The sequence below is a fragment of the Rheinheimera aquimaris genome (assembly GCF_020531985.1).
Classification (GTDB): Bacteria; Pseudomonadota; Gammaproteobacteria; order Enterobacterales; family Alteromonadaceae; genus Alishewanella; species Alishewanella aquimaris.
On the sequence record NZ_JAJAVQ010000006.1, the window covers coordinates 168998 to 190392 of the forward strand.

Here is a 21395-nt window from a genome sequence, read left to right on the forward strand (position 1 = left end):
TAAAAAGGACAACCCAATGAACATGATTAAAACACGTGCAGCTGTGGCCTGGGGCCCAGGTCAGCCTTTATCAATTGAAGAAGTGGACTTAATGCCACCGCAAAAAGGTGAAGTCCTGGTTAAAATTGTGGCGACCGGTGTGTGCCACACTGATGCTTTTACGTTGTCCGGTGAGGATCCTGAAGGTATTTTCCCGGCTATTCTGGGCCATGAGGGTGGCGGTATTGTTGAAGCAGTGGGTGAGGGCGTAACCTCTGTTGCTGTCGGCGATCATGTTATTCCGCTATACACGCCGGAGTGCGGCAAATGTAAGTTCTGCTTGTCGGGTAAAACAAACCTGTGTCAGGCCATTCGCGCAACCCAGGGTAAGGGTTTGATGCCAGATGGCACCACACGTTTTTCAAAAGACGGTAAACCAATTTATCACTACATGGGCACATCAACGTTCTCTGAATACACGGTGTTACCGGAAATCTCGCTGGCGAAAATCAGTAAAGAAGCGCCTTTAGAAAAAGTCTGTCTGCTCGGCTGTGGTGTTACCACGGGTATGGGCGCGGTAATGAACACGGCTAAGGTAAAAGAGGGCGATACGGTAGCCATTTTTGGCCTGGGTGGTATTGGTTTATCGGCAGTAATTGGCGCCGTGATGGCCAAAGCCAGCCGGATTATTGCTATCGATATCAACGAAGATAAGTTTGATATTGCGAAAAAGCTCGGCGCAACAGATGTGGTAAACCCGAAGAAATTTAATAAGCCGATTCAGGAGGTTATTGTTGAGATGACCGATGGCGGCGTTGATTTCTCGTTTGAATGTATTGGTAATGTCAATGTGATGCGCTCAGCCCTGGAGTGCTGTCACAAAGGCTGGGGGGAGTCGGTTATCATCGGCGTTGCTGGCGCGGGGCAGGAAATTTCTACCAGACCGTTTCAGCTGGTAACAGGTCGGGTATGGCGCGGTACGGCGTTTGGCGGTGTAAAAGGGCGCAGCGAGCTACCAGATTATGTCAACCGTTACTTAAATGGTGAGTTTGAGCTGGATACCTTTATTACCCATACCATGCCGCTGGAAGATATTAATAAAGCCTTTGATTTAATGCATGAAGGTAAGTCAATCAGAACTGTTATTCATTTTTGATTTTGAAAGTGATTGAAGGACGGATTAGAACCCCGTTCTGGTCGGCACAGAGTGTCTGAGCGAGCGCGCAAGCGCGAACGAGTTGCTGTGACGAGCCAGGGCGGGCGTTGTAATCTGTCCTGACCGCGTTTGAAGGACATAGTATGACTACATCAGCCATAACCAAAGTAAGTGAACAGTTATGCTTTGGCGGTAAGCAAATCCGCTATAAACATCAATCGGCAGTATTACACTGCGACATGCAGTTTTCTGTTTTTCTGCCACCGCAAGCCGAAACCGCGAGGGTACCCGCGCTATACTGGCTGTCGGGGTTAACCTGTACTGATGAAAATTTTTCCAGTAAGGCCGGCGCACAGCAATTTGCCGCCAAACTGGGTATAGCGCTGATTATACCGGATACCAGCCCGCGTGGTGACGATGTGCCGGATGATGAAAATGCAGCCTACGATTTTGGCCTCGGTGCTGGTTTTTATGTCAATGCGACACAGGCTCCTTTTAATAAGCACTACAAGATGTACGACTATATCGTTAGCGAATTGCCTGAACTGGTAGAAGCAGCATTGCCGTTAACAGACAAACGCGCGATCAGTGGTCATTCGATGGGGGGCCATGGCGCTTTGGTTATCGGCCTTCGCAACCCAGAGCGTTACTGCAGCATTTCCGCTTTCTCGCCGATTTGCAATCCGGCAAATAGCCCTTGGGGTATTAAGGCTTTTAATGGTTATTTGGGTGAAGATAGAAGCCAATGGCAGCAATATGATGCATCTTTGTTGTTGCGGGATGCAAAGAAGGTAGCGCCGATTTTGGTGGATCAAGGCAGCGCAGATAATTTCTACCCAGAGCAACTGCGTACAGCAAGCCTGGTGGAAGCGGCATCTTTAAACGATGTTAATGCCGAGATCCGGCTGCAGCCAGGTTATGATCATAGCTACTACTTTATCGCCAGTTTTATTGGTGAACACCTGCATTTTCATGCGCAGTACTTGAAGTAAACTGCTGTGCTGGCATACTCCGGTAAAAAGACGTTACCGGAGTATGCCATGAGTTACGATGACAATAATATTTTTGCAAAAATTCTGCGCGGCGACATTCCCAGTTTCAAAGTGTACGAAGATGACTACACGCTGGCCTTTATGGACATCATGCCTCAGGCCGACGGTCACACCCTGGTTATCCCAAAGTTTAAAGCAGAAACGCTGTTGGACATTCCAGCCGATGAGCTGATCCATACCATGACCACAGTGCAAAAAGTGATGTCCGCGCTAAAATCTACCCTTGGGGTTGAAGGCGTTGTGCTAATGCAGCTTAACGGCGAAGCGGCAGGCCAAACCGTACCGCATTTACATTTTCATTTAATTCCTGAGCATCTGCGAAAGTTAAAAGGCCACGGTGCCGAGCAGGGTGATATGGAAAAAATTAAGGCATTAGCCCAGAAGATCAGTTCAGCGCTATAAGTAGCATTAACTTAGAAAAATAAAAAACATAAGTCAGCAGATGAGCAACTATTACCCGCAAGTGTTTAGCATACTCAGGCAGTGCTCCCGTCATGCATTATGGCGCAATGCATTGCTATTGCTGCTTTGGCTTGTTGTTTGGATGTTAGGGCTGCTGGTTGAATACACCGAGCATGCCAGCATTTGGTTTCCCGCTGCTGGGCTTACCAGTGCAGCGGTTTTTATTGTTGGCGTCAGAGCCGTGCCGGCACTATTGCTGGGCTGTGTGATTGTTACATTCTGGACCGCTCAGCACTATCAATTGTCCCTGAGCTATGCACAGTTGCTGCAGGCCGGCTTGCTGTTTGGTGTGGCGCATATAATGCCGTACTATGCCGGCGCCAGGTTACTCAGGCGTTTGGCTAATATTGGTCAGTTCTATTTGCCATTATTTGTTATCGGTTTTTTGCTGGTTGCGGCGCTAAGTTCATTAGTTGCCACCTTTTCAGTGCTGGGTGCGCTGGTAGTGTCATCTATGATGCCGGTTGACGATATTGCCCACACCTGGTTACCGTTCTGGATTGGCGATATGGCTGGCGTGATTGTTATTGCACCAGTATTTTGTGGCCTTTTGGCTGTGCTTTACCCATCCCCCAAGTTTGTATTGGAAGACTACATCGGCCCACAGCAAACTGCGGCTAGCAGCGGCTATCAGTTTAAACTGATGGTGAATGTTATTCTGCTCAGCCTGGCAATGCTGCTTGCTCGCTACTCCGACTCGCCACAAAGTGCTTTTGCGGTATTTTTTCTGGTGATCCCGCATATGTGGATTGCCTGTACCGAGTCTGCGTTTTTTACTGCTCTTAGTGTTGCGCTGAGTAGTTTTGCAATAGCATTGCTGGTGCATTTTCTTGGCCTGATGCAGTACGCCATGGTGTATCAGTTTGCTATTAACGTTATTGCTGCTAATGCGCTGTTTGGCCTGGCGGTACCGGCGTTGATGACGGCGAATAAACAGCTGCGGCTGATTGTGTCAACCGACAGCCTGACTAAAGTGGCATCGAGGGTGCATTTGCAGCAAAGAGCTGAGTTGGAGATTGCCCGTTCGCTGGAACAACAGGAACCACTGTGCCTGATGGTGTTTGATATTGATCATTTTAAGCAAATTAACGATCAACTGGGCCACAGTGTTGGCGATCAAGTGTTGCGTGATGCCTGTCATACTGCGCAGCAGCTGCTCAGACCTACGGATGTGATAGGTCGTTATGGCGGAGATGAGTTTGTCGTGTTGTTGCCGCATACTCAGCAAGATGTGGTTGTTGCTATCGGTCAACGTATTATTGGCCGCCTCAGAGACATTCAGCTGGCAAACGATCTGAGCGTGTCCGCCAGTTTTGGTGTCGCAGCGCTGAAAGCTGATGACAGCTTCAGAACACTATTTGAAAGGGCCGATGCAGCCCTTTATCAGGCAAAGAAAAAAGGTCGTAGTCAGGTAGCCTGGCATTAGATGTCAGTGCGTTGCAGTAAGTCCCACTGGTTACCATACAGATCGGTAAAAACAACCACAGTGCCATAAGCTTCTTCACGTGGTGCTTCAAGGAACGTGACGCCGGCTGCTTTCATCGCATTATAATCCCGCCAGAAATCGTCAGTTTGTATAAACAACCACACCCTGCCGCCAGCCTGCATGCCAACAGATTGCTTTTGCTGTTCAGTTGCTGCTTTGGCCAATAACAACGCTGTACCATTGTGCTGCCTGGGGGCTACCTGTACCCAACGCTTGCCTTTACCTAAGTCGGTATCTTCCAGCAGCTCAAACCCAAGTTTGGTGGTATAAAACGCGATAGCCTCGTCATAGTTGTCTACCAACAGCGCAACATTTGCAATATGTGCCACAGCATACTCCTGTGTATTTTAAAGTGCGCGGATCCTGCCAGTGCTGTATCTGTTTAACAAGTCTTGTCACGTGATTTTCACTTGAGCTTGCGACAAATTGCACTTAAGGTAGCGGCTTTTGAAGCGCAGTTGTTATTGTCGTTAAGGAATCGCTGTTGTGCGTATACTGAGCCTTTTAAGTATTTCTGTTTTCTTTTCAGTGGGATGTGCAACACAGCCGCCGTCAGAGAACGCTCTGACATTGAATATTATTCATATTAACGACACCCATTCCCATTTTGATGCCAGCCCGGCCAGCGTGATGCAGGATGGCGAGCCGGTTTACACTTTTATCGGCGGGCACCCGCGTATTTTGACGCAGGCACAGCAGCTTAAGCAGCGTTCTGTGCAGGATAAGATCCCGGCATTGTTTTTACACGGTGGGGATGCGTTTAAAGGCAGCGCTTATTTTGAGCTGTTTGAGCAGCGCATTAATATTGATGTGTTAAACCGTATGCATATTGACGCTATGGCACTTGGCAACCATGAGTTCGATATTGGCTTGGCGAAGCTGTCAGATTTTATCGGTAAGGTTAACTTTCCGTTACTGGCGGCCAACGTTGATACGGCAGAAGAGCCGGCTTTGGCTGGCAGTAAAAACATAAAGCCTTATGCATTATTTGTTGTGGAACAACACCAACTGCATGCTATTGCTGACATAGCCGAGGCCAAGGGGCGCGAGCTGGTAGCTGTTTTTGGTTTAGCACTTGAAGATATGCGGGCAATTGCTCCGGAAACCGGTGCGCTGGTGTTTCATAATGAGATCCACTCTGCGCAGCGAGCTGTCGATATGTTAACTGCGCAAGGTGTTAAACACATCATTGCGCTGACGCACCTTGGCCATCAACGCGACTTAGCGGTTGCCTCGGCTGTGAACGGCATTGATGCTATCGTTGGCGGCCATTCGCATAGTTTGCTTGGCGATTTCCGTCACTGGGGCCTGGGGCAGCAGCGACCTTATGCCGAGCTGGTGATTAACCCTGACGGACAGGGCAGAACCTGTGTGGTGCAGGCCGGACAGTTTGCTCAGGCGATAGGACAGGCGCAGCTAAGTTTTAACAACGCCGGACAATTAATCCGTTGCAATGGTCAGAACACTTTACTTGCCAGCCGGGATTATTTTTCCTCAGCACAGCGCAACGAGCAAAGCCGCTTTACCGGCCGTAAACAGCACAACACAGAGCAGTATGTTGCGGCTTTGCCACGCACGGCGATAGTGGCAGAAGACGCCTCATTGCGTCAGCTGTTGGACACTAAGTACAAACCGGCGGTCAGCCGTGCTTATGGTGAGCAAATTGCCGTTGCCGAACGCAAAATTAATCATGTCAGGTTGCCTGGTAGTGGCGGTAGCTCGAACCATGGTTCCGAACTGGCAGGGCTTGTTGCCGATGCGATGGTATATTGGCTTAATCGTAGTGATGTCAGGGCAGTTTCGGGCCAAAACGTCGATTTTGCGCTGATCGGTGCGGGCAATATCCGCTCAGCTATTGAAGCTGGGAATGTGTATGAGGGCCATGTGCGGCTTGATGTGTTGCCATTTAATACGCCGCTCAGCGTCATCAGTATCAGTGGCGCACAGCTTGAAAAGCTGCTGACAGAGACGATCAGTGCCACGTTAGTACCCGGTGCGCACAGCGGTAAGTTCCCGTACACCGGCAAGCTGCGCTATATCGCATCAGAAGTGGCGGCAGGTAAAGCTGAGCTTAGTCAGCTGCAGTTTTGGCGTGATGGAAAGTGGCAGAATATTCAGCCGGAACATGTCTATACGATGGCAACAACGCAATACCTGGCTGATGGTAACGATGGCTGGCAGGTGTTGCAGCAAATACAGCAACATAGCAGCGACCGGCGGGATATTATATTACAGCACGGTCAACCGGCGGTATTTAGCGTAAATAAAGTGACGGCCACAATGGACAGCAGCGGTGCAACGTCGTTTAGCGCAGTCTACAATGATATCGGCAAACTTCCTTGTGATGCACAGGGCGCCGATTGCAAGGTCGCCGCCCGGGCTGTTATTGATTACCTGAAAGCCACACCGTCGCTGCTTTCGCAACCACGCCAGCCAACGGTGACGTTACTGCGCTGAGTTAACGTTTAAATTTCGTTTCCAGTATCACTGAAGAGTTAGTGCGCTCAACGCCGTCAAGGTTACCAATGTCATCCAGTATGTGGCTCAGCTGCTCTGTGCTCTGAGCCTGCACTATCGCAATCAAATCATACTCACCACTGATCGCATACAGCGCCGACACTTGCGGGATTTGTTTTAGTTCGATATTGGTTTTAGCCGTCAGCTTTTGCCGAACCTTTATGCTGACATGGGCCGATACCAGTGATGCCAGATAGTCATCACCATAATCTACCGAATACCCTTTGATAATGCCACTGTGCTCAAGCTTGGCAATACGGGTTTGCACCGTAGAACGGGACAGATCCAGCATTCTGGCCAGGTCTGAAATACTGGCTCTGGCATTGTGCTTTAATACGGCTAATAGTTTTTCATCTTCCTTGCTTATCATTTTGCTAATTGATTCCGTTAAATTGCAATGTTGGCTTGTTATATTGCTGATAATGATACTGCAATGTGACGGCCGTCGGCAATATAATAAAGCAACTATTACAGCGTACCGCCACCAGTAGAATTGAGAACAGGCGGTGTTTTCTATAGCAACAGTGAGGTTTTTATGCAGGTAACAAGAAGTTTGTTTGATGAAGTTATGGTACCTAACTATGCGCCGTCGAAAATTATTCCGGTCAAAGGCGAAGGTTCACGCGTATGGGATCAGCAAGGTAATGAGTTTATCGATTTCGCCGGTGGTATTGCGGTTAACTGTTTAGGCCATTGTCATCCGGCGCTGGTGTCTGCATTAAAAGATCAGGCCGACAAACTGTGGCATTTATCTAATGTAATGACCAATGAGCCAGCATTGCTGTTAGCCAAAGCACTGGTCGATGCCACTTTTGCTGAGAAAGTGTATTTTGCTAACTCGGGCGCAGAGTCAAACGAAGCTGCACTGAAACTGGCACGTCGCTATGCGAAAGACAAATATGGCGAGCAGAAAAACCAGATCATCGCCTTTAAACAAGGCTTCCATGGCCGTACTTTCTTTACAGTAACAGTGGGTGGTCAGCCCGCTTACTCTGACGGCTTTGGCCCGAAACCAGATGCTATTGTGCATGCAGAGTTTAACAATCTGGATAGCTTAAAAGCGCTGATTAACGACAACACCTGTGCGGTAATGGTTGAGCCGGTGCAAGGTGAAGGCGGTGTGATGCCAGCGTCGAAAGAGTTTATCAAAGGTGTGCGCGAGCTGTGCGATGCACACAACGCGCTGCTGATTTTTGATGAAGTACAAACCGGCGTCGGCCGTACCGGCGAGCTGTATGCGTATATGGGTTATGGCGTCACGCCAGACATTTTGACGACGGCTAAAGCCTTGGGTGGTGGTTTTCCGATTGGCGCTATGTTAACGACTACTGAGATCGCTAAGCATCTGGTCGTGGGGACCCATGGTTCTACCTATGGCGGTAACCCGCTGGCCTGTGCCGTAGCGCTGGCTGCAGTCAATACCGTGAATACACCGGCAGTGCTTAGCGGTGTTAAAGCCAAGGCTCAACTGTTTAAAGACGGCCTGAACAAAATTAATGAAAAGTACCATGTATTCAGCGAAATCCGTGGTGCAGGCTTATTGATTGGCGCGGTATTAAACAGTGATTATGCGGGTAAAGCGCGCGATATCATGCTGGCGTCGGCAGAAGAGGGCCTGATGGCGCTGGTTGCCGGTACCAATGTAGTGCGCTTTGCGCCGTCACTGGTGATCCCGGATGCAGATATTGAAGCTGGCCTGGCGCGTTTTGAGCAGGCGGTTGCCAGCGTGGTAAAGGGCTAAATTATGTTAGTGATCCGGCCGATCACCGCAGCTGATTTTGCTGCGCTAAAACACATCGCAGTTGAGTCCGGTGCGGGTTTTACCTCGCTGCCGGTAAATGATGACCGGTTGAAGCAGAAAATTACCCATGCAGAGCATAGCTTTGCCGCTGATGTGACAGCGCCGGGAGATCAGGGCTATCTGTTTGTACTGGAAGACACTGCCAGTGGTGAGATAGTCGGTACTACCGGTATTGAAGCGGCAGTAGGTACCAGCACGCCGCTGTATCACTTTCAGCAAAATACGGTTATTCACCACAGTGCTGAACTGAATGTGTTTAATCAGCTGAAAACACTGACGCTGTGTAACGATTACACCGGCGCGTCTGAAATTTGTACTTTATTTTTGCGGGAAAGTTACCGGCGTAACCATGCCGGGCGCTTTTTATCAAAAGTACGGTTTTTGTTTATGGCGGAACACCCGCAGCGTTTTAGTGACCGTGTTATTGCTGAAATGCGCGGCGCTGCTGATAGCAACGGCCAGCCACCTTTCTGGCACTGGCTGCAGCAACTGTTTCTGACGATTGGTTTTCCTACGGCTGATCATCTTATCGGTATTGGTAAGAAGGCCTTTATTGCCGAGCTGATGCCGCGTCATCCTATCTATGTTGGCTTACTGCCGCAGGGGGCGCAAGATGTGATAGGGCAGGTGCATCAGAATACAAAACCAGCGCTTAAAATGCTGGAGAGTGAAGGCTTTATTCACCGTGGCTATATTGACCTGTTTGACGCCGGGCCAACGGTAGAAGCCAGGTTAAGTCAGATTAAGTCGGTTGCGGCAAGTAAGAAGGTGCCGGTAAAAATTGCCGATGTTCAGGGAGAGCAAACATTGGCCGTTGCCAACACGGCATTGCAGCAGTTTAGGGCCAGCTTTGGAAAAGCGGCAAAGTTTGATGCAGATCAGGGCGTGTTATTGCTAAGTGCAGAGTTTGCCGATACCTTGCAGCTGCACGATGGCGACCTGGCAAGATTTATTATTCTGGATAAGGCCTGAGAAGGCCTGCAAGTTAATTTGGTAAACGTTAAGGCGGATTAATAATGCATACTGATGTAAAAGAATTATTTGCCAATCTGTGGCAAAATTATGTAGCGGTCACTCCTTCTGCCAAGAACGTACACCGCTTACTGGGCAGTTCACAGCAGGATGATGTGATAAACGATCACATTGCGCTGCGTACCTTTAACCTGGAAAAAGTCGGGCTGGAGAAGCTGGCTGCGCACTTTATCGCGCTGGGTTATGAAGAGTGTGGCGAGTATCACTTTGAAGCGAAGAAGTTATACGCCAAACACTATGAACACCCTGATCGCAGCCTGCCAAAAGTATTTATCTCTGAGCTGTTGCTGGATAAATGTTCGGCTTATTTACGCGACACCATTACCGCTTTAGTAGAGCAGATCCCGGCAGAAGCGGTAACGGCAGATAACTTTTTATACAGTGGCACACACTGGCAGGTCAGCCAGGCTACTTACGAAAAATTACTGGCAGAAAGTGAATATGCAGCCTGGGTTTCGGCCTGGGGCTATCGCGCGAACCACTTTACGGTAAGTGTGAACGACTTGCACAGTTTCGACACGTTAGAGCAAGTAAATACTGCACTGAAAGACGCTGGCTTCCTGCTAAATACGTCTGGCGGCGAAATTAAAGGCACGCCAGAGGTCTATCTGGAGCAGTCATCGACACTGGCCGATTTACACCCGGTGCAATTTAGCGATACTGTGGCGACAATTCCAAGTTGTTTCTATGAGTTTGCCCGGCGCTACCCGCTGGCAAACGGCGTACTATACACTGGTTTTGTTGCGGCTTCTGCCGATAAGATTTTTGAAAGCACCAATGCACGCTAATTGAAATGTTAGTGTGTAAAAAGCCGGCTTAATGCCGGCTTTTTTGCATTTTAACTAACGGATTAATAGTTGCTTACAGATAATAATGCCTCAGGAACTTGATCCACAGCGCAACTTTCTGACTAAATATTGCTCTGACCATAAAATATTGACAGATAACAGGAAGTATCTAACGGTGAACCGACTTAGCCGCTATTTTTTGCTTTTTACTGTAGCGTTAAATACCACAGCTGTAGCCGGTATGGAGCTAAAAACTGTGCCGTTAGCCCATCCTGCCAATGGCGATATTGTTCATCTGAAAGCAACACAACAGCTGGCAGTGTCTGGTTTTAGTCAGTTTGCCCGTTGGCTGAGTATGGTTGAGCTGAAAGATTTCACTGCCAGGCAACTGCCGATACCCGATGACGCCCAGTTTTTTAATCAGGCTACGCTAGCCGGGTTCGATAAACCGCAACTGGTGTTTATGGGTATAGGAGGCATCAGTCGGTTAAATGCAGATGCCTCTGAGGCACAGCGGCTGGTGACGGCAGAGTCGATATATCGTGTGCTGGATCAGAACCGGCTGCGCGAAGCAGAATTTGTGGTGGAACTGGGTTCAGGACTGAGTGATTTTATTGTGCCGGACTTTCAGTATACACATCTGTATCGTCAGCAGAATGACGGCAGCTTTGTGCATTATGCACTGCAAATTCCGGCACTGGTGCAAAGCTGGCGGGCAGAACCGGACTATAAACCCAGAAAGCACTATTTGATAGACGCGAATCGGGATGGTAATACCGACTTGCTGTTTGTCTGGCAGGGGAAGTTTCATGTGTTTATGCAGCAACCTGATGGCCGTTTTGCTACCACAGCAACCGTGATGGATTGGCCGGTAGCATTGTCTACAGAGCAAGAAGCTGACCAGCGTAATGACGCCGGCCGCAGTTACAATGGCCAGTTTATCGATTCGCTGCGTGAGATAACGGATATTGATGGCGACGGCATAGTGGATTTAGTCGTCAACCGCGAGCAACTGGCAGATGCGCTGGAGCGCAATAACGCCTTTCGGGTGTATTTTGGCAAACATACTGCTAAAGGGCTGATGTTCGCTGCCGAACCAGATACTCAGTTAACAACGGAAACTTCCCCTATTGAGGTCAATATCGATGATATTAACGGTGATGGCCGGCAGGACTTTTACATACCAAGCACTCATTTCGGGGTAGGTACGCTGATACGGGTATTGCTGCGCGGCAGCGCAAATCTGGATATCGATTTCTTTTTATTAAATGCTGAGCGGCAATACCCATCTAAAGCCGATTTTCGCCAGCAGGCCACCATAGATGTCAGTATCGGTAACTTTCGCTTTGATATGCCGCTGTTTGAGTTGGCGGATATTGATGGTAGCGGTAAAAAAAGCTTATTGGTAGGAGATGGGCAAGACACCCTTAAACTTTACTCGCAGGAAGATAAACGCTTATTCAGCCGGCATGGTAAGTCGTTTGATTACGCACTGCCACGCGATGCCCGCCGGGTGAAAGTGGCCGACCTGACTGGCAATGGCAAAGACGATATTATTTTGCCATTTGACAATCAGGACGAACAGGATGTGCGTAATGCATTGCGTTTGTTATTAAATAACTGAGTTGTCCGACGCTAGGTGCCTGATACCTTACGGCAGGTACGTACTCTTTTATTTGAGCCTATTTCCTTTTCCAGCCGACAAATAATTTGCTCGTCGGAGACATCATCTGTATTACCTGATACCTGAGTTGATCCCGAAGTGGCTGAATTATTGTTTTTCTGTGGTGTACTACTTTTGCCTGCGCAGGCTGAAACTGTAAGTAATGCAAATATAATAATAATGTAACGCAAAACAACCTCTTAGTTGGTTTTAAATAAGGCATGCCAAGATAAGTGATTTGTTTTGTCGGCTCAATAGGTAAAAAGGTTGATTTTTAATTGTGTATTGTTAAACAAAAAGCACTGTGCCCGTCGGCTGACGGGCACAGTCTGGCATTACAGACGGGGTTCGAACTCAAATTTTGCCCGTTTACGCTCACGCAAGCCTATTTCGTTCAGGGTGTTCGCGTCGTACAGGCGGCCATTGACCATAGTGAATTGTACTTTATCGCTGACGCGGATATCGTCCAGCGGATTGCCGTCAATCACGATAAGATCGGCCAGCTTGCCAGCTTCCAGGCTGCCGAGCTGATGGTCCATACCGAAGGTTTTTGCCGGGTTAATGGTGGCGGTTTTCAGCGCTTCTAACGGGCTCATCCCACCCTGAGCAAACATCCAGATCTCCCAATGAGCGCCTAAACCTTCACGTTGGCCGTGCGCACCGATGTTGGTTACTACACCGATATCACTCAGCTCTTTTGCTGTTTTGGCAACAGAAAAATGATTGTAGTGATGCTGAGGTGCTGTAGGCCGGCGCATGCTACGTGGTGCTAATTCATCCATTGGAACATAGGTGCGCATTTTGGGGTGTTTCCAGACTTCTGTTTTGTCGTACCAGTAATTTTCACCCCAGATCCCACCATAGGCGACGACCAGCGTAGGAGTATAGGCTGTGTTGCTGGCCTGCCACAGTTGTTTAACATCGTCATACACTTTAGCCGCCGGTAACGCATGCTCAATGGTGGTATGGCCATCCACGATCATCGTCAGGTTATGTTGCATCAACGAGCCACCTTCGGGTACCACCAGCATATTCAGCTCACGCGCCGCCTGTATCACTTGCTGGCGCTGATTACGCCGCGGCTGGTTATAGCTTTTTACGCTAAATGCTCCTGCTTTTTGTAAGCGTTGCAGATGAAATTTCGCGTCTTCCAGGCTGTCGATATGAGAAGTGTAACCGGCACCTTCCGCACCATATAAAATAGTACCGGTGGAGAAAATACGTGGCGCTGCAATCATGCCAGCCTGTTGCATTTCGCTGGCAGAGAATACTTCACGGGTATCGTTAGAAGGGTCATGAATGGCTGTCACACCAAAAGCCAGCGAGGCATAATTTTGCCAGTTTTGCTGTGGCGTAATCTGGTTGCTGCCCTGGCTGCCATGAGCGTGGGCATCAAACAGGCCCGGCATAATGGTTTTACCTGTGATATCAAATACTTTTGCATTAACCGGTACGGCAACATCACTGCGTTTTCCTACCGCTTTAATTTTATTGTTTTCAACCAGTACCACACCGTCCTGAATGATTTCGTCACCTTTCATCGTAATAACTTGCCCGCCGACAAAGGCAACACTACCGCGTGGAAAGTCTGCCGGTACGCTAAAGCTTAAATCGACACCGTCTTTGGCGGCAAAATCAGTGTTGTCGCTAAAGTCAAACAAGCCATCAATGCTGGCATGATATAACTCGGGCCCCAGGCTCCAGTATAAATTACGGTTGTCGCCGCTCCAGCTGATATATTCGCCTGCACGCACAGACAGTTGTTTAACCGGGAACTGCTTGTCAGTCCCACTGATATCAATGGCCTTGCCACGTTCAGTAAACGGCGTTACAAACACTTTAAATCTGTCGGCAAAGGCCAGGTATCTACCGTCAGGGGAGAGTTTAAACTCGGTGCCAAACTTTGCCGTGTACAAGGTTTGCTGAGTATGTTTGGTCAAATCTATACGCAGTAAGCTTGGGGCAGGGTTGTTATGCATGGCATAAACCGTTTCATTGCCGGCACCGAACATAGGGCTGCGGCCAGTCTGACTGATAAGCTCTGGTTTCCCGCCTTTACTGCTGATTTTGTATAAACCGGTATGTAAAGACCATTGCCGTGGCAGTAAACTGCCGGCGCCGGCTTTACGGTATACCACGGTTTTACCGTCCGGGCTGAATACCGGTTCGACATATTTACCCGGTTCATCAGTCAGTTTGGTTACCCTGCCGTTGCGTAAATTAAGCAGATTTACCGCGCCTTGCTCATTATCGTTCCAACTGACATAGACCAGCTGTTTGCCATCGCGGGAAAACTGCGGATAGAACTCAAAGTCTGTGCTTTGCTTTGTCAGACGCTTCGGGTTCGGCTCATCAACATCGGTAATGTATAAGTGCCCCAAAGCGGTGAATACCGCTTGTTTTCCATCAGGAGACACTTGCACAAAGCGCAGCATTTTTGTTTTAACCTGATCGTTATCGATATTCTGCTTAACCTGCACCGCAGTTTGTATCTGTTTGCTGTTTTCTACCACAAAGGGGATGGTTGCCAGTGTCTTATCCGCGACAGTGAGTTGTTTTATTTCTCCACCGGCCCAAAATAACAGCGCTTTGTTGTCCGGTGTCCAGCTCAGCGTCGGGTATACACCGTGAATGGCCCAGGTTTCCTGCATATCACGGTCCAGACCGTCGTAAAGTTTAATATGCTCGCCACTGGTTAAATCATATAAAAACAGTGTGCTTTGAAAATCTACCCGGCGGATATAGGCCAGGTATTTACCATCGGGGGATGGTGTTGGCCGGATAGCGCCACCTGCGCCATCAAGTATCGTTTCCCACTTACCGGTTTCACGTTCAAAGCGTTTTATTTTGTAGATACCGCTTTCTGAATCTTTGCTGTAATGAAAGGTTTTACCTGGCGTGTCATCCTGAGAAAAATAAATGTACTTACCGTCGGGTGAGAATGCCGGTTCGCCTAAATCTTTCTGGTCATTTTCCCGGGCGGTCAGCATGATGCCATTGCCGCCGGTTTTATGGTATTGCCAGATTTCACCGGCACCTAATGATCTGCTGGCGGTAAAATGTTTGCGGGCGACGATAAACTCGCCGTCTGGGCTCCACGCCGGGCTGTTTAATAAACGAAAGGTTTCATTGGTAACTGCACGCGGTTCGCTGCCATCAGCGCGCATAATCCAGATATTATCACCGCCGCCCTCATCGCTGGTGTAGGCGATATATTGACCATCCGGGCTAAATGCCGGTTGCATCTGCCAACCGATATCTTTTGTCAGCAGTGTCGCTGTCCCCCCCGTAACGGGCATGGTGTAAATGTCGCCCAGTAAATCAAACGCCAGGGTTTTGCCATCGGGACTCAATGCGATATTCATCCAGCTGCCTTTAGACACCTTAATATCAACTGTTTCAAACTGTCCCTGAGGGGCGTTTACATCCCAGGTCTGTTCTTTATCTGTTGCTGTTTCTGCCTGCAAAAAGAAACTGCTGATAGCCAGCGCCAGCACTGATGGCGTCCATAGTGTGGAGGAGAGTGATTTCATCTGAAGGTTCCCGTATTTTTATGCTGTTTTGTTATGATTGTTAGTTTGCTACCGCCTCAGAGTGACATAAACTCGGGCCTGTGTTAAGCCGTTGGCTGTGAGCTTGCGTCAGAACTCTGGCAAAAGCCGATAAATTCTGGAGGGGAGCAAGTGATAGAATCACCTTGTGTGGCATCTTGCCGGTTGAATAATGATAAATATTGTGTGGGTTGTTTGCGTCACATTGCAGAAATAGTTGACTGGAACAAACGCACAGATGAAGAAAATGCCGCTATATTACATAAGGTTGCTAAAAGAAAGCAGGTTGCTGCATTTCAAAGCATTGTTGAGGGCGAAACGTACCCGATAACCCAGGCTGAATGGCAGGCAGCTAAATCACAAAAGCCTGTGCGCTGATAAGGAAAGCCTATGCTGGATTGGCAAATGATACTGGATGTAAAACCTTTCTCCTGGCATGAGCTGGGAACGGCGCTGGTTTGTGGCTTTATCATCGGGCTGGAGCGCCAGCTGCGGGGTAAGCCTGCCGGTATCCGTACCTCTATTTTGATTGTTATGGGTACTTACGTATTTATCGCTGCATCTATGTCTGTTAACAGCAACATGACAGACCCTTCGCGCATTATTGGCCAGGTAATTACCGGTGTAGGCTTTCTTGGCGCCGGCGTTATGCTGGCCCGCGATGGTATGGTGCTAGGGGTGACATCCGCTGCCACTATCTGGGTATTGGCTGCGGTTGGCGTTTGTATCGGTATTGGTCAGGATCTGGTGGCAATTAAATTATCGTTGTTGGTGGTAGCTGTGCTGGTTGGTATCGATATACTGGAGAACTCGTCGTCAGCGATGCGCCGTGGGGTACATCGTACCTATAACGAATGGTTACACCGCTCAAACGGCAGCTTGTTTGGCCGGCGTAAAGATGACATTCCCACGGCCAGAGCGGATATTGATGATCCACATTAATATCTGTGCCATTAAGTTAGGCTAGTATGCTGAATAATATAATAAATAAGAGGCTATTTGATGCTTGAGGCAGTCTGGATAGGGTTTGCATTTTCTCTGGGGTTGGTGGTGCGAGCCATCGGTTTGCCGCCATTAGTTGGCTATCTGCTGGCAGGTTTTGTCATTTCAGCAACGGCATCCGACCTTAACCTGCCACCCGAAGGCCCGTCTATTATTCATCACGTTGCCCATCTTGGCGTCTTACTGCTGCTGTTTACCGTAGGCTTAAAGCTTAATGTACGCAGCCTAGGCAAACCTGAAGTCCTGGGCGGCAGCACCTTGCATTTTGTGTTATCCATCGTACTGACATTACCGGCAGTGCTGTTTATTTTTGATGTCAGTTGGTATCAGGCGCTGATGCTGGCCGTCGCTCTGGCATTTTCCAGTACAGTGCTGGCGGCAAAAGTGCTGGAAGGGAAGCGCGAAATACGGGCGTTTCATGGCCGTGTCGCTATCGGTATTCTGATTATGCAGGATTTACTGGCGCTGCTGGTGATGAGCCTTGCCAATGGTACTACGCCGTCACCGTGGGCCTTGCTGGTATTTGCGCTGCCACTGCTTCGGCCATTACTTTATAAACTGCTCGACGCCAGTGGCCACGAAGACTTGCTGATCCTGTTTGGCTTGATGTTGGCGCTGGTGATTGGCGGTCAGGGCTTTGAGCTGGTAGGGCTAAGTTCAGAGCTGGGGGCGCTGGTATTTGGTGCCATGCTGGCTAAGCATCCGCGGGCGGGTGAGTTGTCTAAGTCACTTTGGAGTATTAAAGAGTTTTTTCTGGTCGGGTTTTTCCTGCAGATTGGTATAGATGGCTTACCGGATGCCAATGCCTGGTTATTTGCCGGTGTTATGTCTCTGTTGTTACCGTTAAAAGCGCTGCTGTTTTTTCTGCTGCTTATCCTGTTTAAATTGCGTGCCCGCAGCGCGTTTTTAACCAGTATCAGCCTGACAAACTACAGTGAGTTTGGCTTGATTGTCGCCAGTGTTGTGCTGCCAGAGTGGCTCATTCCGCTGGCACTGACAGTGGCAATCTCTTTTGTAATTTCTGCGCCGTTGAACCGGATGGCACACCCGCTGTACGACAGACTGTGTAACTGGCTGCTGAAATTTGAGCGTAATATCCACCATCCGGATGAACAGCCGGTATCGCTTGGCGACGCGCAGGTGCTGATTATGGGCATGGGGCGCACCGGCAGTGCGGCTTATAATTACCTGAAGAACAACCGTAAAATCATTGCGATGGATTCAGATCCGGCAAAAGTGCGGGAGCATCAGCGCAAGGGGATCAATATTTTCTATGCTGATGCTGAAGATCAGGTGTTCTGGCAGGATCTGCATTTTGGCGATGTTGAAGCCGTTATTCTCAGTATGAATGACGTCGAAGCCAAGATGATTGCAGCCAAAAAACTGCGAAATGCTGGCTTTAAAGGCTTTATTGTCTCGCACAGCATGCACGACGATGAAGCGCGTGACATCATTGCTGCCGGTGCTGACCAGACATACCTGACAATGTCAGAAGCTGGGGTTGGTATCGCTGAGCACGTTAAACAGCATTGCTTTGGCGTAGTGGGGAAATAACCTGACAAAAAAATAAGGCGCCTGAAGGCGCCTTATTTTTATGAATTTAGTATTCCAATTAGCTTGCGCTACGCTCTTTGATAGCAGCGATAATTGGTGATGAGCCGAAACCATTGCTGGTTGCCCACTCGATATCGCCTGAAGCGGCAATCTGGCTACCTGGTAACTGGCTGATGATAAAGCCTGCAGTGTCAGCGGCGTTATATTTAATTGCGTGGCGGATCAGTGGTAAACCATCACAAACTACACCGTCGTACACGTTGCGTAAGCGTAAGCGGTTATCAGACAGTGTTTTACGCAGGTTGTTTTTGCTGTCAGCAGCAACATAAGAACAGATTGATTGCGCCAGCTGATCGTCAGCTGCAACTGGAGTGCTGATAAATGAAGTGGCTGCGATAACAGTAGCTAAAGAGATTAGTTTGGCTTTCATAGTCTTGCTCCAAAATGAGTTAGTTCACAATCATTAATTAAGCAGTTTCAGTCATCTGAAGTGCTTACTACGAAAGGACATGCAGCATGTCGAGTAACTCTGACAGAGCAGAATACACATCGCATTTGCGACGGCAGCCCAGCTATCGTAGATACTGCTTAACGGCAGTAACCTTAGACCTGAAGCTTTGCGTGTACACCCTTTCGGATGACTTGCCTTTCGAGCGTGCGCATTCTAATTAACGGCTATTTTTTATGCAAGCTTAATTTTGACTGAATTGAAATTATTTTTAAATTTAACTGGTTATACCTGTTAGCCGGTAGAGCGCAACATACTGTCACTGTGGGCCAGGCTGATACTGATTGTCAGTTTTATGGCCTCCAGCACCAGGCTGGTGCTCATGCTGGCGGCTCCAGGGAATTTGCAGGCTTGCGCCGGTGTCAAAGGTACCTGTATCAGGCCGCCATGCAGGCTGGTATTTTGATGCTTTATATAATGCATTAAACCGTAAAACAGGTGGTTGGCGACAAAGGTACCGGCGCTGTATGACAACCGGGCAGGTAAAGCATGGTTTTGCAGTGCATCGACAATAGCACTGAGCGGCAGGTTGCTGAAATAGGCTGCCGGCCCGTGCTGAGCCGTCAGGCTGTCTCTGGGTTGCTGCTGATTGTTATCTGGCTCGCTGGCGTCATTAATATTCAGTGCTACTTTTTCAACTTGAATATCAACCTTCGAGCGGCACTGATTAATCAGCAATAAATAGGCCGGTTTACAGTTAGTAATTAGCTGTTCCAGTGCCGTCAGACTTTGCTTGAACACACAGGGCAAATGTTCAACCTGGACCTGGCAATCTTTTGCGACTTGCCAGTCAGCCAGACTAAGCAACTGTTGATACAGCTCAGTACCAGTTTGCGGGCCCGGATTATCAATCACGGCAATCAATATGCTGCGCATGCTGCAGTACTCCTTTACTTTATCCTTGAAAAGCTCACTGCGGTTTAGCTTACTACAGCGTGCTTCAGACTGACAGATCAAGCGTGGTCAGTGCCACTACAGCGCGCTGCCAGCGCCGGTACAGACCGTCAGCTGTAATGGCTGGCAGCTGAGGCTGAAATTGCCAGCCAGCCTGCCAAATCTGCTCAATATTATTCAAACAGCTGAAGTACCCCAATTGCAGCGCCGCTAAAAAGGCCGCACCCAATGCCGTAGCGTCTGTGGTGTGGCAGCGGGTAATCTCGGTTTGAGTCAAATCAGACAGCGCCTGTAAATACCAGCGGTTGGCCGTCATGCCACCATCAACACGCAGGCTGTCCACTGTTATACCATCCTGAGCGATGGCCGTAAGAAGATCGCGGCTTTGATACGCCACGCTACAAAGTGCTGCCGCAGCAAGCTCAGCGCGGCCGGTATCCCGGGTCATGCCAAACAAAGCGGCTTTGATCTCCGGTTGCCAGTAGGGTGTGCCAAGGCCAGTGAAAGCGGGGATCAGCAGCTCAGTTTGCTGATAATGGCTTTGCTCTGCCAGGGCTTCTGTCTCACTGGCTTGTTGAATAACCCCCAGCTTATCACGCAGCCATTGCACAGTGGCACCGGCCATAAAAATGCTGCCTTCCAGCGCATAGGTGCAGTTGCCGTTTAGCCGCCAGGCAACAGTCGTTAATAACTTATGCTGGCTGCTAATGATGTTCTCGCCGGTGTTTACCACGGCAAAGCAACCGGTACCATAAGTGCTTTTGCTCATACCGGCACTAACACAGGCCTGACCAAGCAGCGCGGCTTGCTGATCACCTATCATACTCAGCACCGGGATAGCGGCGCCAAACAGTTTGCTGTCGGTCAGGCCGAACAGGCCAGCATTATCTTTTACCTCTGGCAATAACGTTGCGGGAATATCAAATAGCTTAAGCAGCTCATCATCCCAGCACTGGCTGTGAATATTGAACAGTAACGTGCGGCTGGCGTTGCTGGCATCTGTGGCATGTACTTTGCCGCCGGTCAGTTGCCACAGCAGGTAACTATCTACAGTCCCAAAACACAGCTCAGCGTTTTCTGCTTGCTGCTTCGCGCCTGCGACATGCTGTAGTAGCCAGGCTAGCTTAGTAGCAGAGAAATAGGGGTCAGCCAGCAAACCGGTTTTTTGCTGTAGTAGTGTATCCAAGCCCTGATCTTTTAGTTGCTGGCACTGTTTGCTGCTGCGTCTGTCCTGCCAGACTATGGCAGGGTACAGCACTTTACCGGTTGCTCTGTGCCACAGCAAAGTGGTTTCGCGCTGGTTGGTGATGCCAATACCGGCAACGTCTGATGCGTTGATACCGGCTTGATGCAAAACGGCGATGATACAGTGGTATACCGTCTGCCAGATTTGTTCAGGGTCTTGCTCTACCCAGCCCGGCTTAGGGTAGTTAAGCGGCAGTTCTTGCTGCTGGCAGGCGATAACCTGTAGCGCTTTATTGTAAAGAATAGCGCGGCTGGAGGTGGTACCCTGATCAATTGAAAGTATATATTTGGCCATGACAGATGCATTTAGCGTTATGCTTAAGTTATTGTGCAGCCTAGCAGTAAAACAGGCTAAAGCCTATGCCAACAAATGGAGACAGTATGATTGTAACCTTTAAATCCAAAGCCAGCGGCGATTTGATTTATTTCAAAGATGCCGCCTTAAAGCTGCTTAATTTGATGGGCCGTGACGACAAAGTGCCCTCAGCACTGTATGCCGAAGATGTGCCAGCAGCGCTGCAACAGTTGCAGCAAGGCCTGGCAGAGATAGCTGAACAAGAAAAAGTCAAAGTGCAGCAGCAAGAAGAAGGGCAGGCCAGCTCTGATGGCAAAAAATACATCAGCCTCAATACCCGCGCTATACCTTTGCTGGAGATGCTGCAGAAGGCTCAGAAAAAGCAGTGTCCGGTATCCTGGGAGTGACAC

The 21395-nt window shown here is 49.1% G+C and carries 19 protein-coding genes and 1 riboswitch; of the genes, 13 read left to right on the top strand and 6 right to left on the bottom strand.

What is annotated here, in order from left to right:
- Positions 1 to 25: 25 nt before the first annotated feature.
- The 4 genes from LHL18_RS17855 (at position 26) to LHL18_RS17870 (ending at position 4075) form a co-directional block, all read left to right on the top strand.
- Positions 26 to 1135, top strand: a complete 1110-nt coding sequence (locus tag LHL18_RS17855) for an S-(hydroxymethyl)glutathione dehydrogenase/class III alcohol dehydrogenase (protein ID WP_425542633.1) — start codon at positions 26 to 28, stop codon at positions 1133 to 1135.
- 143 nt (positions 1136 to 1278) lie between these two features.
- Entirely contained in the window at positions 1279 to 2127 is an 849-nt protein-coding gene (fghA, locus tag LHL18_RS17860) for an S-formylglutathione hydrolase (protein ID WP_226768098.1), read from the top strand.
- Between the two features lie 48 nt (positions 2128 to 2175).
- Complete coding sequence (locus tag LHL18_RS17865; RefSeq protein WP_226768099.1) at positions 2176 to 2589, top strand: HIT family protein; 414 nt, start codon at positions 2176 to 2178, stop codon at positions 2587 to 2589.
- Between the two features lie 40 nt (positions 2590 to 2629).
- On the top strand, positions 2630 to 4075 hold the full coding sequence (locus LHL18_RS17870) for a GGDEF domain-containing protein (RefSeq protein WP_226768100.1): 1446 nt from the start codon (positions 2630 to 2632) through the stop codon (positions 4073 to 4075).
- Here LHL18_RS17870 and LHL18_RS17875 read toward each other — a convergent pair.
- Positions 4072 to 4464 carry a VOC family protein gene (locus tag LHL18_RS17875; protein ID WP_226768101.1) on the bottom strand — a complete coding sequence of 131 codons (393 nt, stop codon included), beginning with the start codon at positions 4462 to 4464 and terminating at the stop codon, positions 4072 to 4074. The genes LHL18_RS17870 and LHL18_RS17875 overlap by 4 nt on opposite strands.
- Positions 4465 to 4621: 157 nt before the next feature.
- On the opposite strand from LHL18_RS17875, the gene LHL18_RS17880 reads away from it, so the two are divergent.
- Complete coding sequence (locus tag LHL18_RS17880; RefSeq protein WP_226768102.1) at positions 4622 to 6592, top strand: bifunctional metallophosphatase/5'-nucleotidase; 1971 nt, start codon at positions 4622 to 4624, stop codon at positions 6590 to 6592.
- 1 nt (position 6593) lies between these two features.
- Here the strand turns inward: LHL18_RS17880 and LHL18_RS17885 are convergent, their stop codons facing one another.
- Complete coding sequence (locus tag LHL18_RS17885) at positions 6594 to 7235, bottom strand: Lrp/AsnC family transcriptional regulator (protein ID WP_455566978.1); 642 nt, start codon at positions 7233 to 7235, stop codon at positions 6594 to 6596.
- On the opposite strand from LHL18_RS17885, the gene LHL18_RS17890 reads away from it, so the two are divergent.
- The 4 genes from LHL18_RS17890 (at position 7188) to LHL18_RS17905 (ending at position 11897) form a co-directional block, all read left to right on the top strand.
- A complete protein-coding gene (locus LHL18_RS17890; RefSeq protein ID WP_226768103.1) occupies positions 7188 to 8393 on the top strand; it encodes an aspartate aminotransferase family protein in 1206 nt (401 codons plus the stop codon). The two genes, LHL18_RS17885 and LHL18_RS17890, sit on opposite strands and share 48 nt — an antisense overlap.
- Before the next feature lie 3 nt (positions 8394 to 8396).
- Complete coding sequence (gene astA, locus LHL18_RS17895; protein WP_226768104.1) at positions 8397 to 9425, top strand: arginine N-succinyltransferase; 1029 nt, start codon at positions 8397 to 8399, stop codon at positions 9423 to 9425.
- 44 nt (positions 9426 to 9469) lie between these two features.
- The gene (locus tag LHL18_RS17900; protein ID WP_226768105.1) at positions 9470 to 10273 is read left to right on the top strand and encodes a DUF1338 domain-containing protein; all 804 of its coding nucleotides are present in this window, start codon (positions 9470 to 9472) and stop codon (positions 10271 to 10273) included.
- 175 nt (positions 10274 to 10448) lie between these two features.
- The gene (locus tag LHL18_RS17905) at positions 10449 to 11897 is read left to right on the top strand and encodes an FG-GAP repeat domain-containing protein (protein ID WP_226768106.1); all 1449 of its coding nucleotides are present in this window, start codon (positions 10449 to 10451) and stop codon (positions 11895 to 11897) included.
- A gap of 374 nt (positions 11898 to 12271) precedes the next feature.
- On the opposite strand, the gene LHL18_RS17910 is transcribed toward LHL18_RS17905, so the two are convergent.
- Positions 12272 to 15469 (bottom strand): amidohydrolase family protein, encoded by a 3198-nt coding sequence (locus LHL18_RS17910; protein ID WP_226768107.1) that lies wholly within the window; start codon positions 15467 to 15469, stop codon positions 12272 to 12274.
- Between the two features lie 168 nt (positions 15470 to 15637).
- Here LHL18_RS17910 and LHL18_RS17915 point away from each other — a divergent pair, with 168 nt between their 5' ends.
- Genes LHL18_RS17915 through LHL18_RS17925 form a run of 3 tightly spaced genes read left to right on the top strand, consistent with a single transcriptional unit; the run spans position 15638 to position 18043 of the window.
- Positions 15638 to 15865 (top strand): DUF1289 domain-containing protein, encoded by a 228-nt coding sequence (locus LHL18_RS17915; protein ID WP_226768172.1) that lies wholly within the window; start codon positions 15638 to 15640, stop codon positions 15863 to 15865.
- 12 nt (positions 15866 to 15877) lie between these two features.
- Positions 15878 to 16429, top strand: a complete 552-nt coding sequence (locus LHL18_RS17920; RefSeq protein ID WP_226768108.1) for an MgtC/SapB family protein — start codon at positions 15878 to 15880, stop codon at positions 16427 to 16429.
- Positions 16430 to 16489: 60 nt separating this feature from the next.
- Positions 16490 to 18043, top strand: coding sequence for a cation:proton antiporter family protein (locus LHL18_RS17925; RefSeq protein WP_226768109.1), 1554 nt, complete (start codon positions 16490 to 16492; stop codon positions 18041 to 18043).
- A 58-nt stretch (positions 18044 to 18101) separates the two neighbouring features.
- Here LHL18_RS17925 and LHL18_RS17930 read toward each other — a convergent pair whose 3' ends face one another.
- The 3 genes from LHL18_RS17930 to glpK all read right to left on the bottom strand — a co-directional run bounded on the left by LHL18_RS17930 (position 18102) and on the right by glpK (position 20985).
- A complete protein-coding gene (locus LHL18_RS17930) occupies positions 18102 to 18473 on the bottom strand; it encodes a DUF3718 domain-containing protein (RefSeq protein ID WP_134055404.1) in 372 nt (123 codons plus the stop codon).
- Between the two features lie 129 nt (positions 18474 to 18602).
- Positions 18603 to 18700, bottom strand: a riboswitch (cyclic di-GMP riboswitch).
- An 85-nt stretch (positions 18701 to 18785) separates the two neighbouring features.
- Positions 18786 to 19427, bottom strand: a complete 642-nt coding sequence (locus LHL18_RS17935) for a pyroglutamyl-peptidase I family protein (RefSeq protein ID WP_226768110.1) — start codon at positions 19425 to 19427, stop codon at positions 18786 to 18788.
- 64 nt (positions 19428 to 19491) lie between these two features.
- Positions 19492 to 20985, bottom strand: a complete 1494-nt coding sequence (glpK, locus tag LHL18_RS17940) for a glycerol kinase GlpK (protein ID WP_226768111.1) — start codon at positions 20983 to 20985, stop codon at positions 19492 to 19494.
- Positions 20986 to 21071: 86 nt separating this feature from the next.
- Here glpK and LHL18_RS17945 point away from each other — a divergent pair, with 86 nt between their 5' ends.
- Positions 21072 to 21392, top strand: a complete 321-nt coding sequence (locus LHL18_RS17945; protein WP_226768112.1) for a DUF1840 domain-containing protein — start codon at positions 21072 to 21074, stop codon at positions 21390 to 21392.
- The last annotated feature ends 3 nt before the right edge of the window (positions 21393 to 21395 follow it).

Excerpts from the sequence above, each read along its gene's own strand:
- fghA (WP_226768098.1), top strand. The coding sequence starts at position 1,279 with ATGACTACATCAGCCATAACCAAAGTAAGTGAACAGTTATGCTTTGGC.
- LHL18_RS17865 (WP_226768099.1), top strand. The coding sequence starts at position 2,176 with ATGAGTTACGATGACAATAATATTTTTGCAAAAATTCTGCGCGGCGAC.
- LHL18_RS17870 (WP_226768100.1), top strand. The coding sequence starts at position 2,630 with ATGAGCAACTATTACCCGCAAGTGTTTAGCATACTCAGGCAGTGCTCC.
- LHL18_RS17890 (WP_226768103.1), top strand. The coding sequence starts at position 7,188 with ATGCAGGTAACAAGAAGTTTGTTTGATGAAGTTATGGTACCTAACTAT.
- astA (WP_226768104.1), top strand. The coding sequence starts at position 8,397 with ATGTTAGTGATCCGGCCGATCACCGCAGCTGATTTTGCTGCGCTAAAA.
- LHL18_RS17900 (WP_226768105.1), top strand. The coding sequence starts at position 9,470 with ATGCATACTGATGTAAAAGAATTATTTGCCAATCTGTGGCAAAATTAT.
- LHL18_RS17910 (WP_226768107.1), bottom strand. The coding sequence starts at position 15,469 with ATGAAATCACTCTCCTCCACACTATGGACGCCATCAGTGCTGGCGCTG.
- LHL18_RS17920 (WP_226768108.1), top strand. The coding sequence starts at position 15,878 with ATGCTGGATTGGCAAATGATACTGGATGTAAAACCTTTCTCCTGGCAT.
- LHL18_RS17925 (WP_226768109.1), top strand. The coding sequence starts at position 16,490 with ATGCTTGAGGCAGTCTGGATAGGGTTTGCATTTTCTCTGGGGTTGGTG.
- LHL18_RS17930 (WP_134055404.1), bottom strand. The coding sequence starts at position 18,473 with ATGAAAGCCAAACTAATCTCTTTAGCTACTGTTATCGCAGCCACTTCA.
- LHL18_RS17935 (WP_226768110.1), bottom strand. The coding sequence starts at position 19,427 with ATGCGCAGCATATTGATTGCCGTGATTGATAATCCGGGCCCGCAAACT.
- glpK (WP_226768111.1), bottom strand. The coding sequence starts at position 20,985 with ATGGCCAAATATATACTTTCAATTGATCAGGGTACCACCTCCAGCCGC.
- LHL18_RS17945 (WP_226768112.1), top strand. The coding sequence starts at position 21,072 with ATGATTGTAACCTTTAAATCCAAAGCCAGCGGCGATTTGATTTATTTC.